This window comes from Paeniglutamicibacter terrestris (genome assembly GCF_012271785.1).
Classification (GTDB): domain Bacteria; phylum Actinomycetota; class Actinomycetes; order Actinomycetales; family Micrococcaceae; genus Paeniglutamicibacter; species Paeniglutamicibacter terrestris.
Window position 1 is genome coordinate 353,348 of the sequence record NZ_JAAWVT010000002.1, and the last position, 15,574, is coordinate 368,921.

Sequence of the window (15,574 nt, forward strand, 5' to 3'; positions counted from 1 at the left end):
CTTACCGTCCGAACGGTCGGTCAACACTCACAATGCGCGAAGCGCCCAACGCTGGAGCTCCTCATGTCTTCCTTATCTCAGGCAGCACCCTCGAAACGATCCGAGGAGCGCCGGGTTCTCGCCGGAACCTTGGTTGGTACCACCATTGAGTGGTACGACTTCTTCATTTTCGCCCAGCTGACGGCGACGCTACTCACCCCGTTGTTCCTGGCACCCCTGGGGGAGTCCAACCCGGGTCTGGCCCAGATCTTGGCCTTCGCCATGATCGGCATCTCCTTCCTCTTCCGCCCGCTGGGCGCGATCGTGGCAGGACACTTGGGTGACAAATACGGACGCAAACGCGTCCTAGTTGCCACACTGATCCTCATGGGGGCGGCCACCGCACTGATCGGCATGCTGCCCACCTACGCCTCCATCGGTGTGTGGGCACCAATCTTGCTGGTGCTGCTGCGGATCATCCAGGGCTTCTCCGCCGGCGGGGAATGGGGCGGCGCGGCATTGATGGCCGTTGAACACGCACCGAAAAACAAGCGCGGCTACTTTGGTGCCTACCCGCAGATCGGCGTTCCGATCGGCATGATCATCGCCACCGGCATGCTTTACATCCTGCGTACCTCGATGACCCCGGAGCAGTTCGGCGCCTGGGGCTGGCGCATCCCGTTCCTGCTCTCGGTCGTGCTCATCGTGGTCGGCTACATGATTCGTAAGGCCGTCGAGGAGTCCCCGGTCTTCAAGCAGCTGGCCCTGCGCAAGGCCAGTGAGCACACCCCGCTCAAGCAGCTCTTCCAGACCAATACCAAGGAAGTTCTCCAGGCCGCACTGATCTTTGTCTCGAACAACGCGGCCGGCTACCTGGTCATCGCCTTCTTCATCTCCTACACCACCAAGGTGCTGGGCATGCCCGTTGCACCGGTGCTGCTGGCGACCACCATTGGTGCCGTCGGCTGGCTGATCTTCACCCTGGTCGGTGGGTGGCTCTCGGACATCATCGGACGACGTAATACCTTTGTGCTCGGCTACGCCATCGTTTTCATCTGGATGATTCCGATGTTCATGCTCATCGACACCGGCTCCATCTTCCTCTACGGGCTCTCGGTCTTCGTTCTGACCACCGGGCTGGGGCTATCCTATGGACCGCAGTCGGCCATGTACGCCGAGATGTTCCCGGCGCACATCCGCTACTCGGGCATCTCCATCGGCTACGCGCTGGGTGCGATCCTTGGCGGCGCCTTCGCTGCGACCGTCGCCCAGATCCTGCTGGAGGAAACCGGCAAGTCGATCTCCATCGCCCTCTACATCATGGTGCTCACGCTGATCTCGGTCGCAGCCGTGCTGTGGGTGGGGGAGACCAAGGGCAACAACCTGCATGTTGAGGATGTGGACCCGGAACTGCAGGCGGCACACGACGCCAAGCACCACGGTAAGCACGCCTAAACCTCACCACCAACTCCAAGGGGCCGAGCGATTGCCCTCTTCTCCGCGCTGAACCAGCCGGGTGAGAGGGCCGCTCGGCCCCTTTATGCTGTGTCCGCCCGCGCCCGCGCAGGCAGTGGCCTCTAGCGACGCGGGATCAGAGCGGTGAGCTCGTAGTCGGCGAGCGAATCAAAGCGTGAGTAGAAGGCACTCACGGAGTGGAACACCCTGGGGGAGATGGCGCAGAGCAGCTCGTCAACGAGCGGCGTCACTTCCTTGAGTGCTTCCTTCGGTGCCACGGGGACGGCCACGACGATGCGCCCGGCGCCGGCCTCGCGCATCAGCTCGATGGCAGCGCACATGGTGGCCCCGCTGGCCATGCCATCGTCAACCAGGATCACGGTGCGCTCGGCAACCTGCAGGACGCTCTGGCCGACCAGGCGGGCACGCAATTCCTCGAGTTCCTGCCGCGCGGTGGTTTCGACCTGGTCCAGGACGGCCTTTTCGAAGCGTAGCTGCGCGGAGTCCCAGACGCCCTCAACGTACTTCAACGAGGTATGTTCGCCATAAGCGGCGATCGCGGCGAAGGCAATCTCGGTGCGTTCGGGCATCACCAGTCGACGCACCGCCAGGGCATCAAACTGAAGTCCCAATCGGGTGGCAACCTCGGCTGCCACCGGTACCCCGCCGCGCAGCAGGCCAAGGACCAATGCGTTGGGGTCTTGAGCATAAGTTGCCAAGCCCACGGCCAAAAAAGTGCCGGCCGCCGTACGATCGTCAAAGCGGGTGGGGGCTATATGCTCGGTTGTCATCTCCTAAGTGTGCCCCAGTCACCTCCCGCGTGGTCACCCAGCCACGATCCACCTGCCCGCGGTCTTTTTTCCACGTGACGACCGATGATGCCAAAAAGGCGGCAGAAGTGGTGGTTGCTCGATTTTCCCGGGTGATTTCTCATGGGCCGGGTGCTGCCGGGCGCGCGAAGCCACCATCGTGGTTGCCCAGTTCCTTGCTGCCCCCACGGTGGTCTCAGGCGGAGCCTTCGGACAGGCGGCTCCTTCGAGTGCGAGGAGAACTGCACTGAGCACGCCATCAGTGATCCGCACGTAGCTCCACGTGAATCGCCAGACTTTTGTCATCGAACCGGCGGCAAACGCGGTCTGGACACCCGATCGCCCAACCTTTACTGCGTTTTACGGTGTGCATGATCCGACCCATCGAAGCTCTTGGTTGAGATGGCGGAGAAATTTCGGGACCGAACTTCGCCGGGATGGCGCCGCACTGGTGATCGTCAAGATGACCAAGGGCGGCTCGCGCCCGACAGCCGCCCCAGCCGGGGGACCCTCCATTTTCTGACGTACGGGTGCAAGCTGTACTCCTGCTTGTTGCGTCGCGCGCACGCGCGCGCGAGGCAACGCGAGGCAACACGAACGCTGCTGAATTCCGGTCCGGGGAGCTAGCATGTGAGCATGAAGCGAACGTGGACCCCGATCATGCTTGCGGTCGTGGCTGTTGCCTTGTCCGGATGCTCGACCGGTCCCGGCGAAGCCGATAGCTCTGCTCCCAGCGTGGTTTCACCAACCGACCAGCGCGGACCCACCACATCGAGCGCACCGAACCAGATGAGCTCGCCAACAGCTTCGCCGGAGACGAGCTCGCCGGTGTCCACCTCACCCGAGTCGAGCTCATCGAGCCCATCGCCTGGAGTTGATACCAACGCAGCGGTCATCGGCCAATGGGGCGGCGCCACGGAAGGTTCCCCGGTGCTGTGGTTCGCTCCGGAAGGTTACTTTAATGGCAACGATGGGTGCAACTCGTTAAACGGCACCTGGACCGGTGCCGGGATGACGTTCGAGCTGCGCGAGATGACCATGACGTTGGTTGCTTGTCTCGGCATGGACACCTGGCTGTCGGGCGCCGCCGTCGTGAGGGTAGACGGAGAAACGCTACGGGTCAGCGACAAGAATGGTGTGGAGATCGGCACGCTGCCGCGGCTCAACGTCGCCGGCTAAATCAACTGATTCTCTTCGGGCACCGCGTCTAGAATCGAGGCCCGCCGGCATGGCGGGTTTCTCGCGCTGTATGCAGAAGCTGGAGCACTTCTTCCTCGGTGACCTGTGAAAAGTCGGCATAGTGTGCGCCAACGGAGGAAAAATCCGGTGGGGAAATGAGCACCGTAGCGGCCGACGCCCCGGCCAGGGGATGGATCAGGTTGGACGGTGCCACGGGAACGGCGGTGATGATTTCCCGGGCGCCATATTGTGCCGCCGCTTCCAGGGCAGCGCGCATGGTGGCCCCGGTAGCCAACCCGTCATCACAGAGCACCACCGTGCGGCCGGTGAGATCGGGGGCGAAGCTGGCAAAGAGCTTGGCCAAGCGCTCGAGCTCGAGCGCGGCGCGAGTTTCCACACCCCGTAAGTCGGTGTCCGATACCAGATCTAGAGCCATCCGGTACACCCGCGGCACCAGGTATCTCCCGTGCGCCGAACCGTAGGTTGCGATGGCTCCGAATGCGAGCTCTTGCTGTCCCGGAACCCCCAGCTTGCGAACCGCTAGGGCCCCGAGTTTCGCATCCAGCCGCTGGGCCAGCGCCGCAGCCACCGGCACTCCGCCACGTAACAGCCCCAGCACCACGCCTGATCCGTTCACTCCCTGGGCGGCTAAAACCTCGCCGAGCGCAGTGCCTGCCTGCGCCCGATCCTGGAAGCGCAATCCCGCATGCTTACCCATGGTCTTAGTGTGATCGGGTTCCCGGGGTGAGTGAAGGCCAAGCTGGGCACGAGGACGTCCAAGTTCGTTGTTCCTCTCCGACATCCGATGACTTCATGCGCACCGGAGAGTAGCGTGAGGTCGACAGATTTGTACGCTTTTATACCAGCCAGAGAGTTAGCCACACGCCGTCGAAGGGCTCATTATGTCCAAGTTGATTTACACCTTTCTCGCCTCGCTGGACGGCTATATTGCCGACGAGTCAGGGGACTTCGGGTGGGCGTACCCGGGCGAAGAGGTGCTGGACTTTATCAACATTTCCGAGCGCGATGTGGGCACCTACCTCTACGGGCGCACCATGTATGAAATGATGATCGGCTGGGAAACCGACCCCGAATATGCCGCTGCATCGGAAGGGAACGCAGAGTTTGCACGGATCTGGCAGGCTGCCGACAAGATCGTCTTCTCGCACACACTTGAGGCGGTGTCCACCAAGCGCACAGTGCTGGAGCGCAATTTTGATCCCGATCGGGTCCGGGGCATCAAGGCGTCGGCCGGGCATGACCTCGGTATTTCCGGTGCGGACGTGGCCGCCTCGGCATGGCGCGCGCAACTCATCGACGAGGTCCAGATCTATGTGGCCCCGATGCTCGTCGGGGGCGGAAAACGGATGTTCCCCAACGGTGTTCATCAAGCCCTGCAGCTGCTTGAAGAACGTCGCTTCGGCAACGGCATGGTCTTCCTGCGCTACGCCGTGGAGCACTAAGCACGGGAGAGCGAAAACGAAGGTAGGGCGATGGCGGGCAGGGGCTAAGGGGCACATGCGCAGCAAGGGGCCGGTCCTTCAATGATGCATCAACCGATGAATCACCGAAGGACCGACCCCCTGCCGGATGAGCTGCCTAGACCTGGTTGCCCATCTTGAAACCGATTTCCTCGCCCGGATCTCCGGTCATGGCATCGCCCGGAGCCCGGGTGTAGGAGAAGCCGTCGGCCCCAACTGTCACTGCCATCTCTGAGCTGTCGGTACGCTTGAGGACTTCGCGGACGTTGCCGTCCAGATCAAGGACCTTGGACGCCTCGGTGTACCAGGACGGAACCACGGGGTTGCCCCACCAGTCGCGACGCTGGTTATCGTGGACATCCCAGGTGATGACCGGGTTGTCCGGATCTCCGGTGTAGTAGTCCTGGGTGTAGATCTCGATGCGGTGATCATCCGGATCCAGGATGTAGAGGTAGAACGCGTTGGAGACGCCGTGGCGTCCCGGGCCGCGCTCGATACGATCCGAGATGCGCAGGGCACCCATCTTGTCGCAGATCTGAATGATGTTGTGCTTCTCGTGGGTGGAGAAGGCCACGTGGTGCAGGCGCGGACCATCGCCCCCGGTCAGGGCGGTGTCATGGACGGTGCCCTTGCGCTGCATCCAGGCCGCGTAGGTGGTGCCCTCTTCGTCCTGAATGTCTTCGGTGACGCGGAAGCCCAAATCTTCGAGGTACGCCCGGCCCCGCGGAACATCGGGGGTCACCTGGTTGAAGTGATCCAAGCGGACCAGCTCACCTGCGGAGTACAGGTCATAGCGCATGTGCAGGCGTTCCACGTGGGTGGTCTCGAAGAAGAACTCGTAGGGGAAGCCCAACGGATCCTCCACGCGCAGTGCATCGCCGATGCCGCGGACAAAGCCTTCCTTGCGACGCTCGGTGCGGCAGCCCAGTTCCTTGTAGTAGGCCTCGGCGGCGTCAACTTCCTCGTTGGAACGTACACGGAAGGCCATGGCCTTCAGCGCTGCGACCGGACCCAGGGTCAGGACTAGGTTGTGGTGGATGAACTCTTCGAAGGAGCGCAGGTAGATCTGCGTGTCATCCTCGTAGGAAACGTGCAGGCCCAGGACATCGACGTAGAACTTACGCGAGGCGGCCAGATCGGTGACAACCAGTTCGGCGTAGGCGCAGCGCAGGATGTCCGGTGCCGGAACCGATGGGGTGGGAATGGGGTTTGCTGGTGACTTCGTCATAATGGGTTCGCTCCTTCGCGAAAAAATATTTGGGGAGGGGGGAGGAAACTAGGCGCCGAACTTGGGGGTGTGAACCTCACCGAGGGTGATGTGCACTGCCTGCTGGTCGGTGTAGAAATCGATGGAGCGGTAGCCGCCCTCATGTCCAAGGCCCGAGGCCTTCACTCCGCCGAAGGGGGAGCGCAAGTCACGTACGTTGTGGCTGTTGAGCCACACCATGCCGGCCTCGACGTCCTGAGCGAAGTTGTGCGCGCGCTTCAAATCGTTGGTCCAGATGTAGGCGGCCAGTCCGTACCTGGTGTTGTTCGCCAGCTCGAGGGCTTCTTCGTCGGTGTCGAACGGGGTGATCGCCACGACGGGGCCGAAGATTTCTTCCTGGAAGATGCGTGCATCCGGAGCCACATCGACAAATACCGTCGGGGCGACGTAGGAGCCGTTTTCCTGGCCCTCGGGCAGATTCTCCGGGCGTCCACCGCCGGCCACCACGCGACCCTCGGACTTGCCGATCTCCACGTAGCTCATGACCTTGTCATAGTGCTCCGGGTGGACCAGCGCGCCGACCTGCGTGGCCGGATCGTGCGGGTCGCCCACGGTGATGCTCTTGGCGCGGGCCGCATAAGCCTCAACGAACTTGTTGTAGATCGGGCGCTGTACCAAGATGCGGGAACCGGCGGTGCAGCGCTCGCCGTTCAGGGAGAAGACACCGAAGAGCGTGGAGTCGATGGCCGCGTCGAAGTCGGCATCGGCAAACACGATCGCCGGGGACTTGCCGCCCAGCTCCATGGACATGCCCTTGAGGTTCTCCGCGCAGTTGCGGAAGATCAGCTGGCCCGTGGAGGATTCGCCCGTGAAGGAGATCAGCGGGACCTTGGGATGCTTGACCAGTGCGTCGCCGGCTTCCTCGCCGATGCCGTTGACCAGGTTGAAGACGCCTGCCGGCAGGCCGGCCTCCTCGAAGATGGTGGCCCACAGGGATGCTGAGAGCGGGGTGAACTCGGCCGGCTTGAGCACCACGGTGCAACCGGAAGCGATGGACGGGGCCAGCTTCCAGGACTCGAGCATGAACGGGGTGTTCCACGGGGTGATCAGCCCGGCAACGCCGATCGGCTTGCGGTTCACGTAGTTCAGCTGCGAACCCGGGACCTTCAGCGCGGTGTCATGCTGGGCGACGATCAAATCGGCGAAGAAGCGGAAGTTCTCCGCGGCACGCTGTGCTTGGCCGCGGGCCTGGGTGATCGGCAGGCCGGTGTCGAAGGTTTCCATTTCCGCCAGGCGGTCTTCCTGGGCGACGACCGCGTCGGCGATCTTGTACAGGACCTTGGCGCGGGCACGCGGGCTCATGGTGGGCCACGGGCCGTTTTTGAAGGCCTCGGTGGCCGCAGCGACGGCCGCATCGATGTCTGCCTTTTGGCCAGCGGCAGCGGTGGCGTAATTGGTGTTGGTCACCGGATCCAGGACGTCAAAGGTTTCCCCGCCGATGGAGTCAACGAATTGTCCACCAATGTAGTGCTGCAGGTGGGTCGGGAGGTTCTCGGGAACGAAGTGCTTGCTCATATGTTCTCTCCTTGCTGGTAAGTGTGATGGCGGCGGGTTATCCCGCGCCGGTTCTTTAAAGCGGTGAGGCCGGAAGGCTGGCCGCCGCGAGGTAGGCGTTGAGTGTTCTGGTGCGGTGGGCCCGAGCTGCCTGTTCAATCTCGGCGGCCGGGGCCTTGGCTTCGATCAGATCCAGGATCTGTTCGTGTTCCTTCACCGATTCCCTGGCGCGGCCGGGGATGTGGGTGAACGATGAGGAGCGCATGAGCGACATCCGGTTCCACCCGCGGTGCACCAGATCCAGAATGTGCGGATTGGGGCAATGCTGGTAGAGCACCTGGTGGAACTCGTTATTCAGTTCGGTAAATCGGGTGGCATCAAAATCGAGCAACAACTCGCTCATGATCTGGTTGATGGCCCGGGCTGCGGCCAGCTGCCCGGCATCAACAAACGGTGCACTCAGGGCCGTGGCCGCACCCTCGATGATGGCCAGGGTTTGCATGGTGTGCAGGTACAGTGCGGCATCGGTGGTCACCACGGTGGCTCCGACGTTGCGTTCGAATGTCACCAGGCCTTCTGCTTCCAGACGCCGGATGGCTTCGCGTACCGGGACCACCGAGCAGCCAAGTTCCGCCGCGATGGTGCCCAGCACCAGTCGGTAGCCGGGGGTGAAGGCGCCCTCGGTGATCCGCTCGTGCAGCAGCCGGTAGGCCGACTCTGATTTACTCGGGGCCATGGCGGCCTAGATTTCCGGTTCGCCGTCGGCGACCCACGCGTTGTACTTGGCTTTCCAGTCGGCGTTCATCGGGAACAGGCCCTTGATCTGGTTGCCGTTTTTCACGTTCAGGAACACGAAGGTGTCCTGGCGTTCGGATTCGACGACCTCGTCGGCGATCTCCGCTGCCAGGTGCGGTGGGATGACCAGGATGCCATCGGCATCGGCGATCACGATGTCCCCGGGGACGATGGTGGTGCCACCGCAGCCCACTGCCACGTCGGTGTCCCACGGCACGTGCTTGCGTCCGAGCACCGCGGGGTGTGCACCGTTGTGGAAGGTGGGAATGTCCAGGGCTGCGACGGCGTCAAGGTCGCGCACGCCGCCGTCGGTGATGATGGCCTCGGCGCCGCGCACCTGGGTGCGCATCGCCAAGATGTCACCTAAGGTGCCCGAGCCCTTTTCGCCGCGGGCCTCCATGACGAGAATTTCACCGGGGCCGATGTCGTCGATGACGCGCTTCTGGGCGTTGTAGCCGCCACCGTGCGTCTTGAACAGGTCCTCACGGTTCGGTACATAGCGCAGGGTCCGGGCGGTGCCGATGACCTTCTTCATGCCCTTGGTGGCCTGCAGCCCGTCCACCGAAACGTTGTTCAGCCCGCGCTTGCGCAGTGCACCGGAAATGGTGGCGGTGGCTACCGAGAGCAGCTTGGCCTTGACCTCGTCGGTCAGGGCCTGCTTGCCGGTGATCGGAGCATCGATGCCAGCTGCGGCGGCGGTGCCGAAGGCATCAATCTTGTCGGCGTCGGTGATCTTGGGCTGGTTGCCGAACGCCGCGAACGTCTCGGTACCCTCGATGACGGTGGTGGACAGGCGCCCGGTGGACAGGCCCGCTGCCTCGTCGTCGACCTGGATTTCCACAACATCGCCCGGGACGATGACCGAAGAACCCGCCGGAGTGCCGGTGAGGATCACATCTCCTGCCTTCAGGGTCATCTGCTGAGAAAGGTCGGCAACAATCTGTGCAAAGGAGAAGATCAATTCGGCGGTGGAGGCATCCTGGGCGATCTCGCCGTTGACCCAGGTGCGGATGCGCAGAGCGGCGGGATTCAGGGCGGCTGCCGGCAAGAGAACCGGGCCGAGTGGGGTGTAGCCGTCACCGGACTTGGAGCGAATATTCGATCCCTTGTCGGCGTATTTCATGTCATACACGCCCAGATCGTTGGACGCGCTGACGTGTCCGACGTGGCTCCAAGCGTCCTCGATGGACACGCGGCGGGCGTCGGTGCCGATGATCAGCGCGATTTCGCCTTCGAAGGCGAGCAGTTCGGTGCCGGCGGGACGTTCGACGGTGGCGCCGGTGACTGCCAGCGAGGAGGAAGCCTTCATGAAGTACGACGGGAAGGCGGGGGTACGTCCGCGCTGGGCGGCCCGTGAGGAGTAGGAGAGATGAACAGCAAGGACCTTGCCTGCAGCATCGAAGATGCTCTGGTCGACCTTGACCAATTCGGTGGCTGTGGCTTCTTCGCTCACGGGTTCCTCCTGTTGTGTATGAAATCGTATACGATCCAGTGTGATGCGGATCTCCACGGATGTCAAGGCGCTGGCTCAAGATTCTTTCCGTCGGGTTGAACGCTGGCGTGCTGAGCCCCAGAAATGCCGAAAAATCGGGGCTGGGGAGGGTTCGGAAAAGACTCCCCATTCTCTTTTCCGATTCGCGTCACGATCCAGATGAACGTGTGTCTTCGCTAGTTAAAGCCGGTCGATGTAGCCCATCTCCGCGGAAGCACAATGTACAAAAGACGCTCCTGCCCGCTGGGGGAGACGTCGAGGTTTGGCTGCGTGCCGATTAAACGACGTTGGCAAGGTGATCTGCCCATGGGTGATCTCCACTCCTTGGGGGAGAGGAGAACTTCCGCGAAGACGCTGGGGCCTCGGGGGTCCCTCGATGTGAGAAACGGCAGGATCTAGGTTCCGTGGGGGATCCAGAACCTGCCGTTTTCGTGGGCGGCGGCGGCTCCGCAGGTCAAAGTATCGGTGCGCCATGGCAGTGTGTGCGCCAACCATCGTTCCCCTTATAGCCCAGGAGCCAACAGACATGCCAGAGACCACAGAATACTGCCAGCCATGGTGCGACGATCACGGCGGCGGTACCTGCCGGGCCGCGTTTGTGCTCTATGAAAAGCCCACAACTCTTCGCAGCAGGGAGACCCTGGCCGGGATCGACCTCGAAGGGGCCAGCGGCGGGGTTTCGGGCTGCAACGACCTAGAGCTTTCGGTGGGCAGCGAATTTCTAGATGACGAGGACCACGCGCCATTAATGTGGTGCACCCTGAACCTCGCGCGGATTGACAACACCTACCGTGGGGAGGCGATGGCATCGTTCCAAACGAGCGTTCCGGGCATGAAAACCGTCCACGCGCAGCTGGGACGGTTTCTGTCCCTAGTCTGCAGTGGGGATGCGCACCGGGCCGAACGGGAAGCGGGCATTGCCCCGACCCACGTGGACTGGGTTGCCCGGCCCCGGGACCAACAGCACCCGGACGACTGTCAGCCGTGGTGCGAGGTCCATGGTGACGACGGCTGCCGCCTGAATAAGACGTTGGGGTTGACCGCAGGATCCAGCGACGACAACCTGGTCTACGGGGATCTAGGTGCTGCGGCAGGGGCGGCCGACTTGCTGGCGGCACGGGCCATCTATACCCCCGGCGCCGACGGTAGTGGCGGTTGCTTCTACCTCGCTCTGGACTGCTGGAACACCATCGGTAACGATCAGGACGATCAGGACGATCACCGAACCGACCGGACCGCATCCCTGCCCGTAACGTTGCCAGCCCTGAAGCGCGCCCACACTCGGCTCGGTGAACTATTGGTGCAGGTTCGAGCGGCCAGCTGAATCAGGATGCTGCGGTCTATGGCCGGACGCGGGCATGAGGGCGACGGGCCATACGCTGAGTCTGGGTCTATTTCTCGCCCAGGAATTCGACGGCGGCGTTTTTGAACTCCCGGCTGGTCACCGCGTTGGCGTGATCGCGGCCGGCTATCCAGAGCACCGACTTTTGGGTTCCCCGAGTACTCAGGAGCTCGGTGAGGCGGGGCATGGTGGTGGCCAACGCATCACCGTCTCCCGCCACCAGAAGCGTGGGCATCGAGGGGACCATCTGCTCGGGCGCGAACGGTTCGGTCTTGATGGCCAGGATCATGCTCATCAGCGAGAACATATCGTTGGACTCCACGGTCATCGCCATGCGCAGCAAATCCGCCGTGGATTCGTCGACGATCGATGTGCCATCGGCCAGGAACCGTTGGGCAGCATCAACATCAAAGGTTGCCAGCGGGTCAATGCTGGCCGGACCGCCGAGCACCAGACGGTTCACGAGCTGCTGCTGGGTGCCGCCAAATTCCCACGCCAGTCGGGCGCCGAGGGAATAGCCGACGAGATCCACACCGCTCAGCGCGTCGCTAGGGGAGAGCGCGGTGACCCCGTGGTCCATCAGCAGCTGGAGCAGGTCCGCGCGCATGCGGCTGGGTGTGTAGGCATCAAGATCCTCGGGCGCCGGTGAGGTGCCGTGGCCGGGTAAATCCACGGCCAATACCTTGCGCCCGGCCTCGGTCAGGCTGCGGATCCAACCGGATTTGACCCAATTCAGCACGCTGGATGAGGCAAAGCCGTGCAGCAGGACCACCGGGCGCAATGCCGAGGGGGTGCCCGGCTCATAAACGCTCAGCCCCAGGGCGTTAGCGGTGCCTTCAACAAGGTGATCGTGTGTGGTGTCCATGAGGCAGATCCTTTCAGATCTTGATGAGCAATGCGAGTGTGGAGGGTGTGTGCCCGCTGTGGATGCCGATGTGTCATTCCACGACCACGGTGCTTAGTAGGCCCGCTCTGCCGGCGCATCCGTCATCGGGTCGATCGTCCTAAAGTGCTCAACCACCGGGAACGGCTCGTAAAAGCGGTGTAGCAGGTGCTTCCATTGCAGGTAATTCTCAGAACCGCGGAAGCCGATGGTGTGCGCCTCCACGCTCTGCCACAAGACCAATAACAGGAAAATGTGTGGTGTCTCGATGCTGCGCGAGAGCTGCAGGCCTTCGAAGCCCTCGGTGGCAGCGATGAGCGGGCGCGCGCGTTCAAACGCGGCCATGAATTCTTCTTCCATTCCCTCGATGACTGGCAGCAATGCGTGTTCGGTGATCATGCATCCAAGTCTGCACCAACCCGGGTCACCGAAGCGAAATTGTGCCGATGCGGGCTGGCGGTGCGCTCGCCGGCGGCGAGAACATGCAGCAGGGCACCCCTTATTGGTGCGGCGGCGGTTTCCAGAATGTCAGGCACAGAAAAATGCGTCAGTGCTCACTCACGCATTGCGTAAGAGGTTGCGCAAGGGGTTGAGCCGGAGGTTGAACGACAGAGGGCAATACGCGCCGTGGATGGGTGGCGGATGCGCGGTGAGGTAGAAGTTGGCGGAGCCCGCTGGCTGAGCGCAGAAGCCTAGAAACGCTGGCGCAAAAAAGGGAGGGCCCGATCCGGGATGATCCTGCGGTGGTGGTTTCCATCGCTCCGGAGCGGGCTCTCAGCTGGGTATCAGGTGTGTTGTCGGGGGGGCAGGTAAGACGCAGGCAACCTGCTGTGGCTAGCTAACGCCGAGTTGGAACCAGCCGGCCCAACCGGTTCTCCCGTCCCACCAGGTGCTGTAGGCCTTGGAATCGGAGCCAACAGCAAAAACATCAAGGTGCTCGGTGATGCGCGAGATGGCGGTGACCGTGCTGCCCGGGGCGCCAATGCCACCGCTGACGTTAAACCATCCGGCCCATCCGCCAGGATCATGCCACCACGTGCTGTAGATGCGGTTATCGGTGCCTACGGTGAACAGATCCAGCTGATTCGAGTACCTAGACACGGCGGTAACTTGAGATCCGGGTGAGGCGAGACCGCCGGAGACCTGGAACCAGCTGCCCCAACCGCCGAGCGCATTCCACCACGTGCTCACGATTTTTTGGTCCGACGCCACGGTGAACAGATCCAGCTGGTCCCGATGGCGAGCCACCACATTCACTGTCGAGTCGCTGCGTGCGAGCTGAGACCCGATCCGGAACCAGGAGGACCAACCGCTGCGTTCATCCCACCAGCAGCTCCAGATGCGATTGTCGGTGCCCACCGTGAAGAGGTCCAAATGGAAGGGGTACCGGGCGATCGCCGTGACGGTGGCCCCGGCTGCAGCAATACCGCCGGAGACATGGAACCATGTGGACCAGCCGCCGGCCGCATCCCACCAACAGGACATGATCCGGCCATCGGCGGCCGTGGTAAACACATCCAGGTGTCCGCTCAGGCGTGAGACCACGTTCACGGTGGAGCCGGGCCGCGCGATTAGTCCGCCGGCCAAGACGAACCAGCTGGACCATCCACCCGACGCGTCCCACCAGGCCGAATAGATGCGATTGTCGGTGCCAACGGTGAAAAGGTCCAGATGACGGGCGTAGCGGGAAACCGCGGTGATGGGGGAGCCGGGTCCACCCGGGGACGCGATGCCACCGGAAATCTGGAACCAGCCGCTCCATCCGGTGGAGGCATCCCACCAGTCGGTGACGGTGCGTCCATCGGAACCAGCAGTAAAGACGTCAAGATGCTCGGGGTACCGAGCCACGACGCTGATGGGTGTGCGAGCACGGGCCGTGAGTGTGGTCAGCGGACCAATGCGGTTGATGATCACCTGAGCGCAGATCCGGCAAAACGGAACCGAAAGGTTGCGCATCTTGCAGTCGTACTCGGGGCGGTAGGCCCCGCAGTGGTAGTAGTGCGCTCCTTCGAATGTTCCCACGGTGCCGTTGGGCACGGTGCTGGCCCTTGAGTCCACGGCCGCACAATTGGGATTGGCCATGGTGGGCAACGCGGTGCTCGCGGCGACGGCCCAGCCCCATTTGAGCGTCGCACGATTGGTGTTGATGGTGACGTTGGGTTCCCCGGGTTCGGAGGCCGGGTGGTGGTCGTGCCCGGTCTCGGCGCCGCCGGCGTAGTAGGGATATTCATCGGCCAGGCCAAAGGCGGTATGCCCCGCCTCGTGAATGCCGATTTCCGAGGCGCCCGAGGCCAGCGAGAAGGTGCCCACCGAGCCGCCGGATCCGCCGTAGATGGTGGAATTGACCACCAGTATCGCCAAAGTGAATTGTGGGACCTGGGCCGCGGCGACGGAAAGCACCGTGCTGGTATTGCAGATCAGGAGCCGACGGATGCCGTTGCCGCCGAAGCTGGCATCAAAGTAGGTGCGGGCGCTTGCCCCGGTGCCACCTCCGGAGACCGGATCATCCGCCCCGGTGTCGGTGGAGGAGACATGAACGCGGAAAACGTTGATGGCGCTGGCCAGATCGCTAAACGGTGCCGTTCCCAGCAATGCGGTGACGAACGCGGTGCAGGCCGTGTTGAAGGCCCCCTGTTGGCCAGTTTGGAATCCGTCACCCAGCAGCACCACGTTGAAGGCCCTATTTGCCGGTGCTGAGCCACTGATCTGGGTCGTTCCAATGATGGTGCCGTCGGCGGTACTCATTGTGAATCTCCCTGAGGCTCGAGGGAAAAGACGCCAAGGACAGTTTCGGTGGGCTCGATCGGTGCCGGCGGGAGTCCCGGTTCAACCTCGCGCTCCGGCGCTGGGGTGCTCACAGAAAGTAGTGCGACGCTTGCCGCAGCCGTGGCGGCCGGCACGATCACGGTGAAGGCTCCGCGTGGTGTATCGGGGGTAATGCGGAGGATGGGTTCTCCAGCGGTCTCGGGAAAGACCTCCAGTGTGCTCTGGAGGGCGCTCACCGGGACGCGGGCGATCTCTCGTTCTGCCGTATCGCGGATGACGGCGAAGTGGCCATTGCGGGATTCAAGAGGTGTTTCGGCTCCGGTTAATGCCATATCTACCGGTTGTTGGGAGATGAGTCGAACCGCGTCTCCCTCGTATTCGAAGATCAGTCGCATGGCCCCGGTATTGGTGTCGGGGCCCGGTTCTTGGGGCATGTCATTCACGCTTTCACTGCAGGAAGTCGGCATCCAAGATGGAATGCAGACCGGTGGTGAGCCCAGTACATCCGCCGTTCTCGGGCGAGTCAATGCTCGTCATGGCCGAGTAACGAGTCGGTAATGCCACGTCATTGCGCGGCGTGTCATGCTCTTGCGGATGGTGCTGGTTCGGAGTAATCTCACTTATGGTCAAAG

Annotated in this window: 15 protein-coding genes; 4 read left to right on the forward strand and 11 right to left on the reverse strand. The window is 62.7% G+C overall.

Going from position 1 to position 15,574, the window contains the following annotated elements:
• Positions 1-63: 63 nt before the first annotated feature.
• Positions 64-1,434: an MFS transporter gene (locus HED64_RS07335; RefSeq protein WP_168151391.1), complete on the forward strand. Its 1,371-nt coding sequence runs from the start codon at positions 64-66 to the stop codon at positions 1,432-1,434.
• Positions 1,435-1,556: 122 nt separating this feature from the next.
• On the opposite strand, the gene HED64_RS07340 is transcribed toward HED64_RS07335, so the two are convergent.
• Positions 1,557-2,225 (reverse strand): phosphoribosyltransferase, encoded by a 669-nt coding sequence (locus HED64_RS07340; protein ID WP_168151392.1) that lies wholly within the window; start codon positions 2,223-2,225, stop codon positions 1,557-1,559.
• Between the two features lie 641 nt (positions 2,226-2,866).
• The gene (locus HED64_RS07345; protein ID WP_168151393.1) at positions 2,867-3,160 is read right to left on the reverse strand and encodes a hypothetical protein; all 294 of its coding nucleotides are present in this window, start codon (positions 3,158-3,160) and stop codon (positions 2,867-2,869) included.
• Between the two features lie 13 nt (positions 3,161-3,173).
• Between HED64_RS07345 and HED64_RS07350 the strand changes: the two genes are divergently transcribed.
• Entirely contained in the window at positions 3,174-3,422 is a 249-nt protein-coding gene (locus tag HED64_RS07350) for an META domain-containing protein (protein WP_168151394.1), read from the forward strand.
• A gap of 28 nt (positions 3,423-3,450) precedes the next feature.
• Here HED64_RS07350 and HED64_RS07355 read toward each other — a convergent pair whose 3' ends face one another.
• Complete coding sequence (locus tag HED64_RS07355) at positions 3,451-4,224, reverse strand: phosphoribosyltransferase (RefSeq protein ID WP_168151395.1); 774 nt, start codon at positions 4,222-4,224, stop codon at positions 3,451-3,453.
• Positions 4,225-4,324: 100 nt separating this feature from the next.
• Between HED64_RS07355 and HED64_RS07360 the strand changes: the two genes are divergently transcribed.
• Positions 4,325-4,885: a dihydrofolate reductase family protein gene (locus tag HED64_RS07360; protein ID WP_168151396.1), complete on the forward strand. Its 561-nt coding sequence runs from the start codon at positions 4,325-4,327 to the stop codon at positions 4,883-4,885.
• A gap of 136 nt (positions 4,886-5,021) precedes the next feature.
• On the opposite strand, the gene hpaD is transcribed toward HED64_RS07360, so the two are convergent.
• From hpaD to HED64_RS07380, 4 genes are read right to left on the reverse strand one after another with little or no spacing between them, the layout of a single operon-like run.
• Positions 5,022-6,131: a 3,4-dihydroxyphenylacetate 2,3-dioxygenase gene (hpaD, locus tag HED64_RS07365; RefSeq protein WP_168151397.1), complete on the reverse strand. Its 1,110-nt coding sequence runs from the start codon at positions 6,129-6,131 to the stop codon at positions 5,022-5,024.
• Positions 6,132-6,179: 48 nt separating this feature from the next.
• Positions 6,180-7,685 (reverse strand): 5-carboxymethyl-2-hydroxymuconate semialdehyde dehydrogenase, encoded by a 1,506-nt coding sequence (gene hpaE / locus HED64_RS07370; RefSeq protein WP_168151398.1) that lies wholly within the window; start codon positions 7,683-7,685, stop codon positions 6,180-6,182.
• A gap of 55 nt (positions 7,686-7,740) precedes the next feature.
• Positions 7,741-8,400: a GntR family transcriptional regulator gene (locus HED64_RS07375; protein WP_168151399.1), complete on the reverse strand. Its 660-nt coding sequence runs from the start codon at positions 8,398-8,400 to the stop codon at positions 7,741-7,743.
• Between the two features lie 6 nt (positions 8,401-8,406).
• Positions 8,407-9,912: a fumarylacetoacetate hydrolase family protein gene (locus HED64_RS07380; RefSeq protein ID WP_168151400.1), complete on the reverse strand. Its 1,506-nt coding sequence runs from the start codon at positions 9,910-9,912 to the stop codon at positions 8,407-8,409.
• 565 nt (positions 9,913-10,477) lie between these two features.
• On the opposite strand from HED64_RS07380, the gene HED64_RS07385 reads away from it, so the two are divergent.
• Positions 10,478-11,275 carry a hypothetical protein gene (locus tag HED64_RS07385; RefSeq protein ID WP_168151401.1) on the forward strand — a complete coding sequence of 266 codons (798 nt, stop codon included), beginning with the start codon at positions 10,478-10,480 and terminating at the stop codon, positions 11,273-11,275.
• A 67-nt stretch (positions 11,276-11,342) separates the two neighbouring features.
• On the opposite strand, the gene HED64_RS07390 is transcribed toward HED64_RS07385, so the two are convergent.
• The 4 genes from HED64_RS07390 to HED64_RS07405 form a co-directional block, all read right to left on the reverse strand.
• Positions 11,343-12,158, reverse strand: a complete 816-nt coding sequence (locus tag HED64_RS07390; RefSeq protein ID WP_168151402.1) for an alpha/beta fold hydrolase — start codon at positions 12,156-12,158, stop codon at positions 11,343-11,345.
• Positions 12,159-12,251: 93 nt separating this feature from the next.
• A complete protein-coding gene (locus HED64_RS07395; protein WP_168151403.1) occupies positions 12,252-12,575 on the reverse strand; it encodes an antibiotic biosynthesis monooxygenase family protein in 324 nt (107 codons plus the stop codon).
• 435 nt (positions 12,576-13,010) lie between these two features.
• Complete coding sequence (locus HED64_RS07400) at positions 13,011-14,921, reverse strand: M64 family metallopeptidase (protein WP_168151404.1); 1,911 nt, start codon at positions 14,919-14,921, stop codon at positions 13,011-13,013.
• Positions 14,918-15,376, reverse strand: coding sequence for a hypothetical protein (locus tag HED64_RS07405; RefSeq protein WP_168151405.1), 459 nt, complete (start codon positions 15,374-15,376; stop codon positions 14,918-14,920). Before HED64_RS07405 ends, HED64_RS07400 begins: the two co-directional genes overlap by 4 nt.
• Between the last annotated feature and the right edge of the window lie 198 nt (positions 15,377-15,574).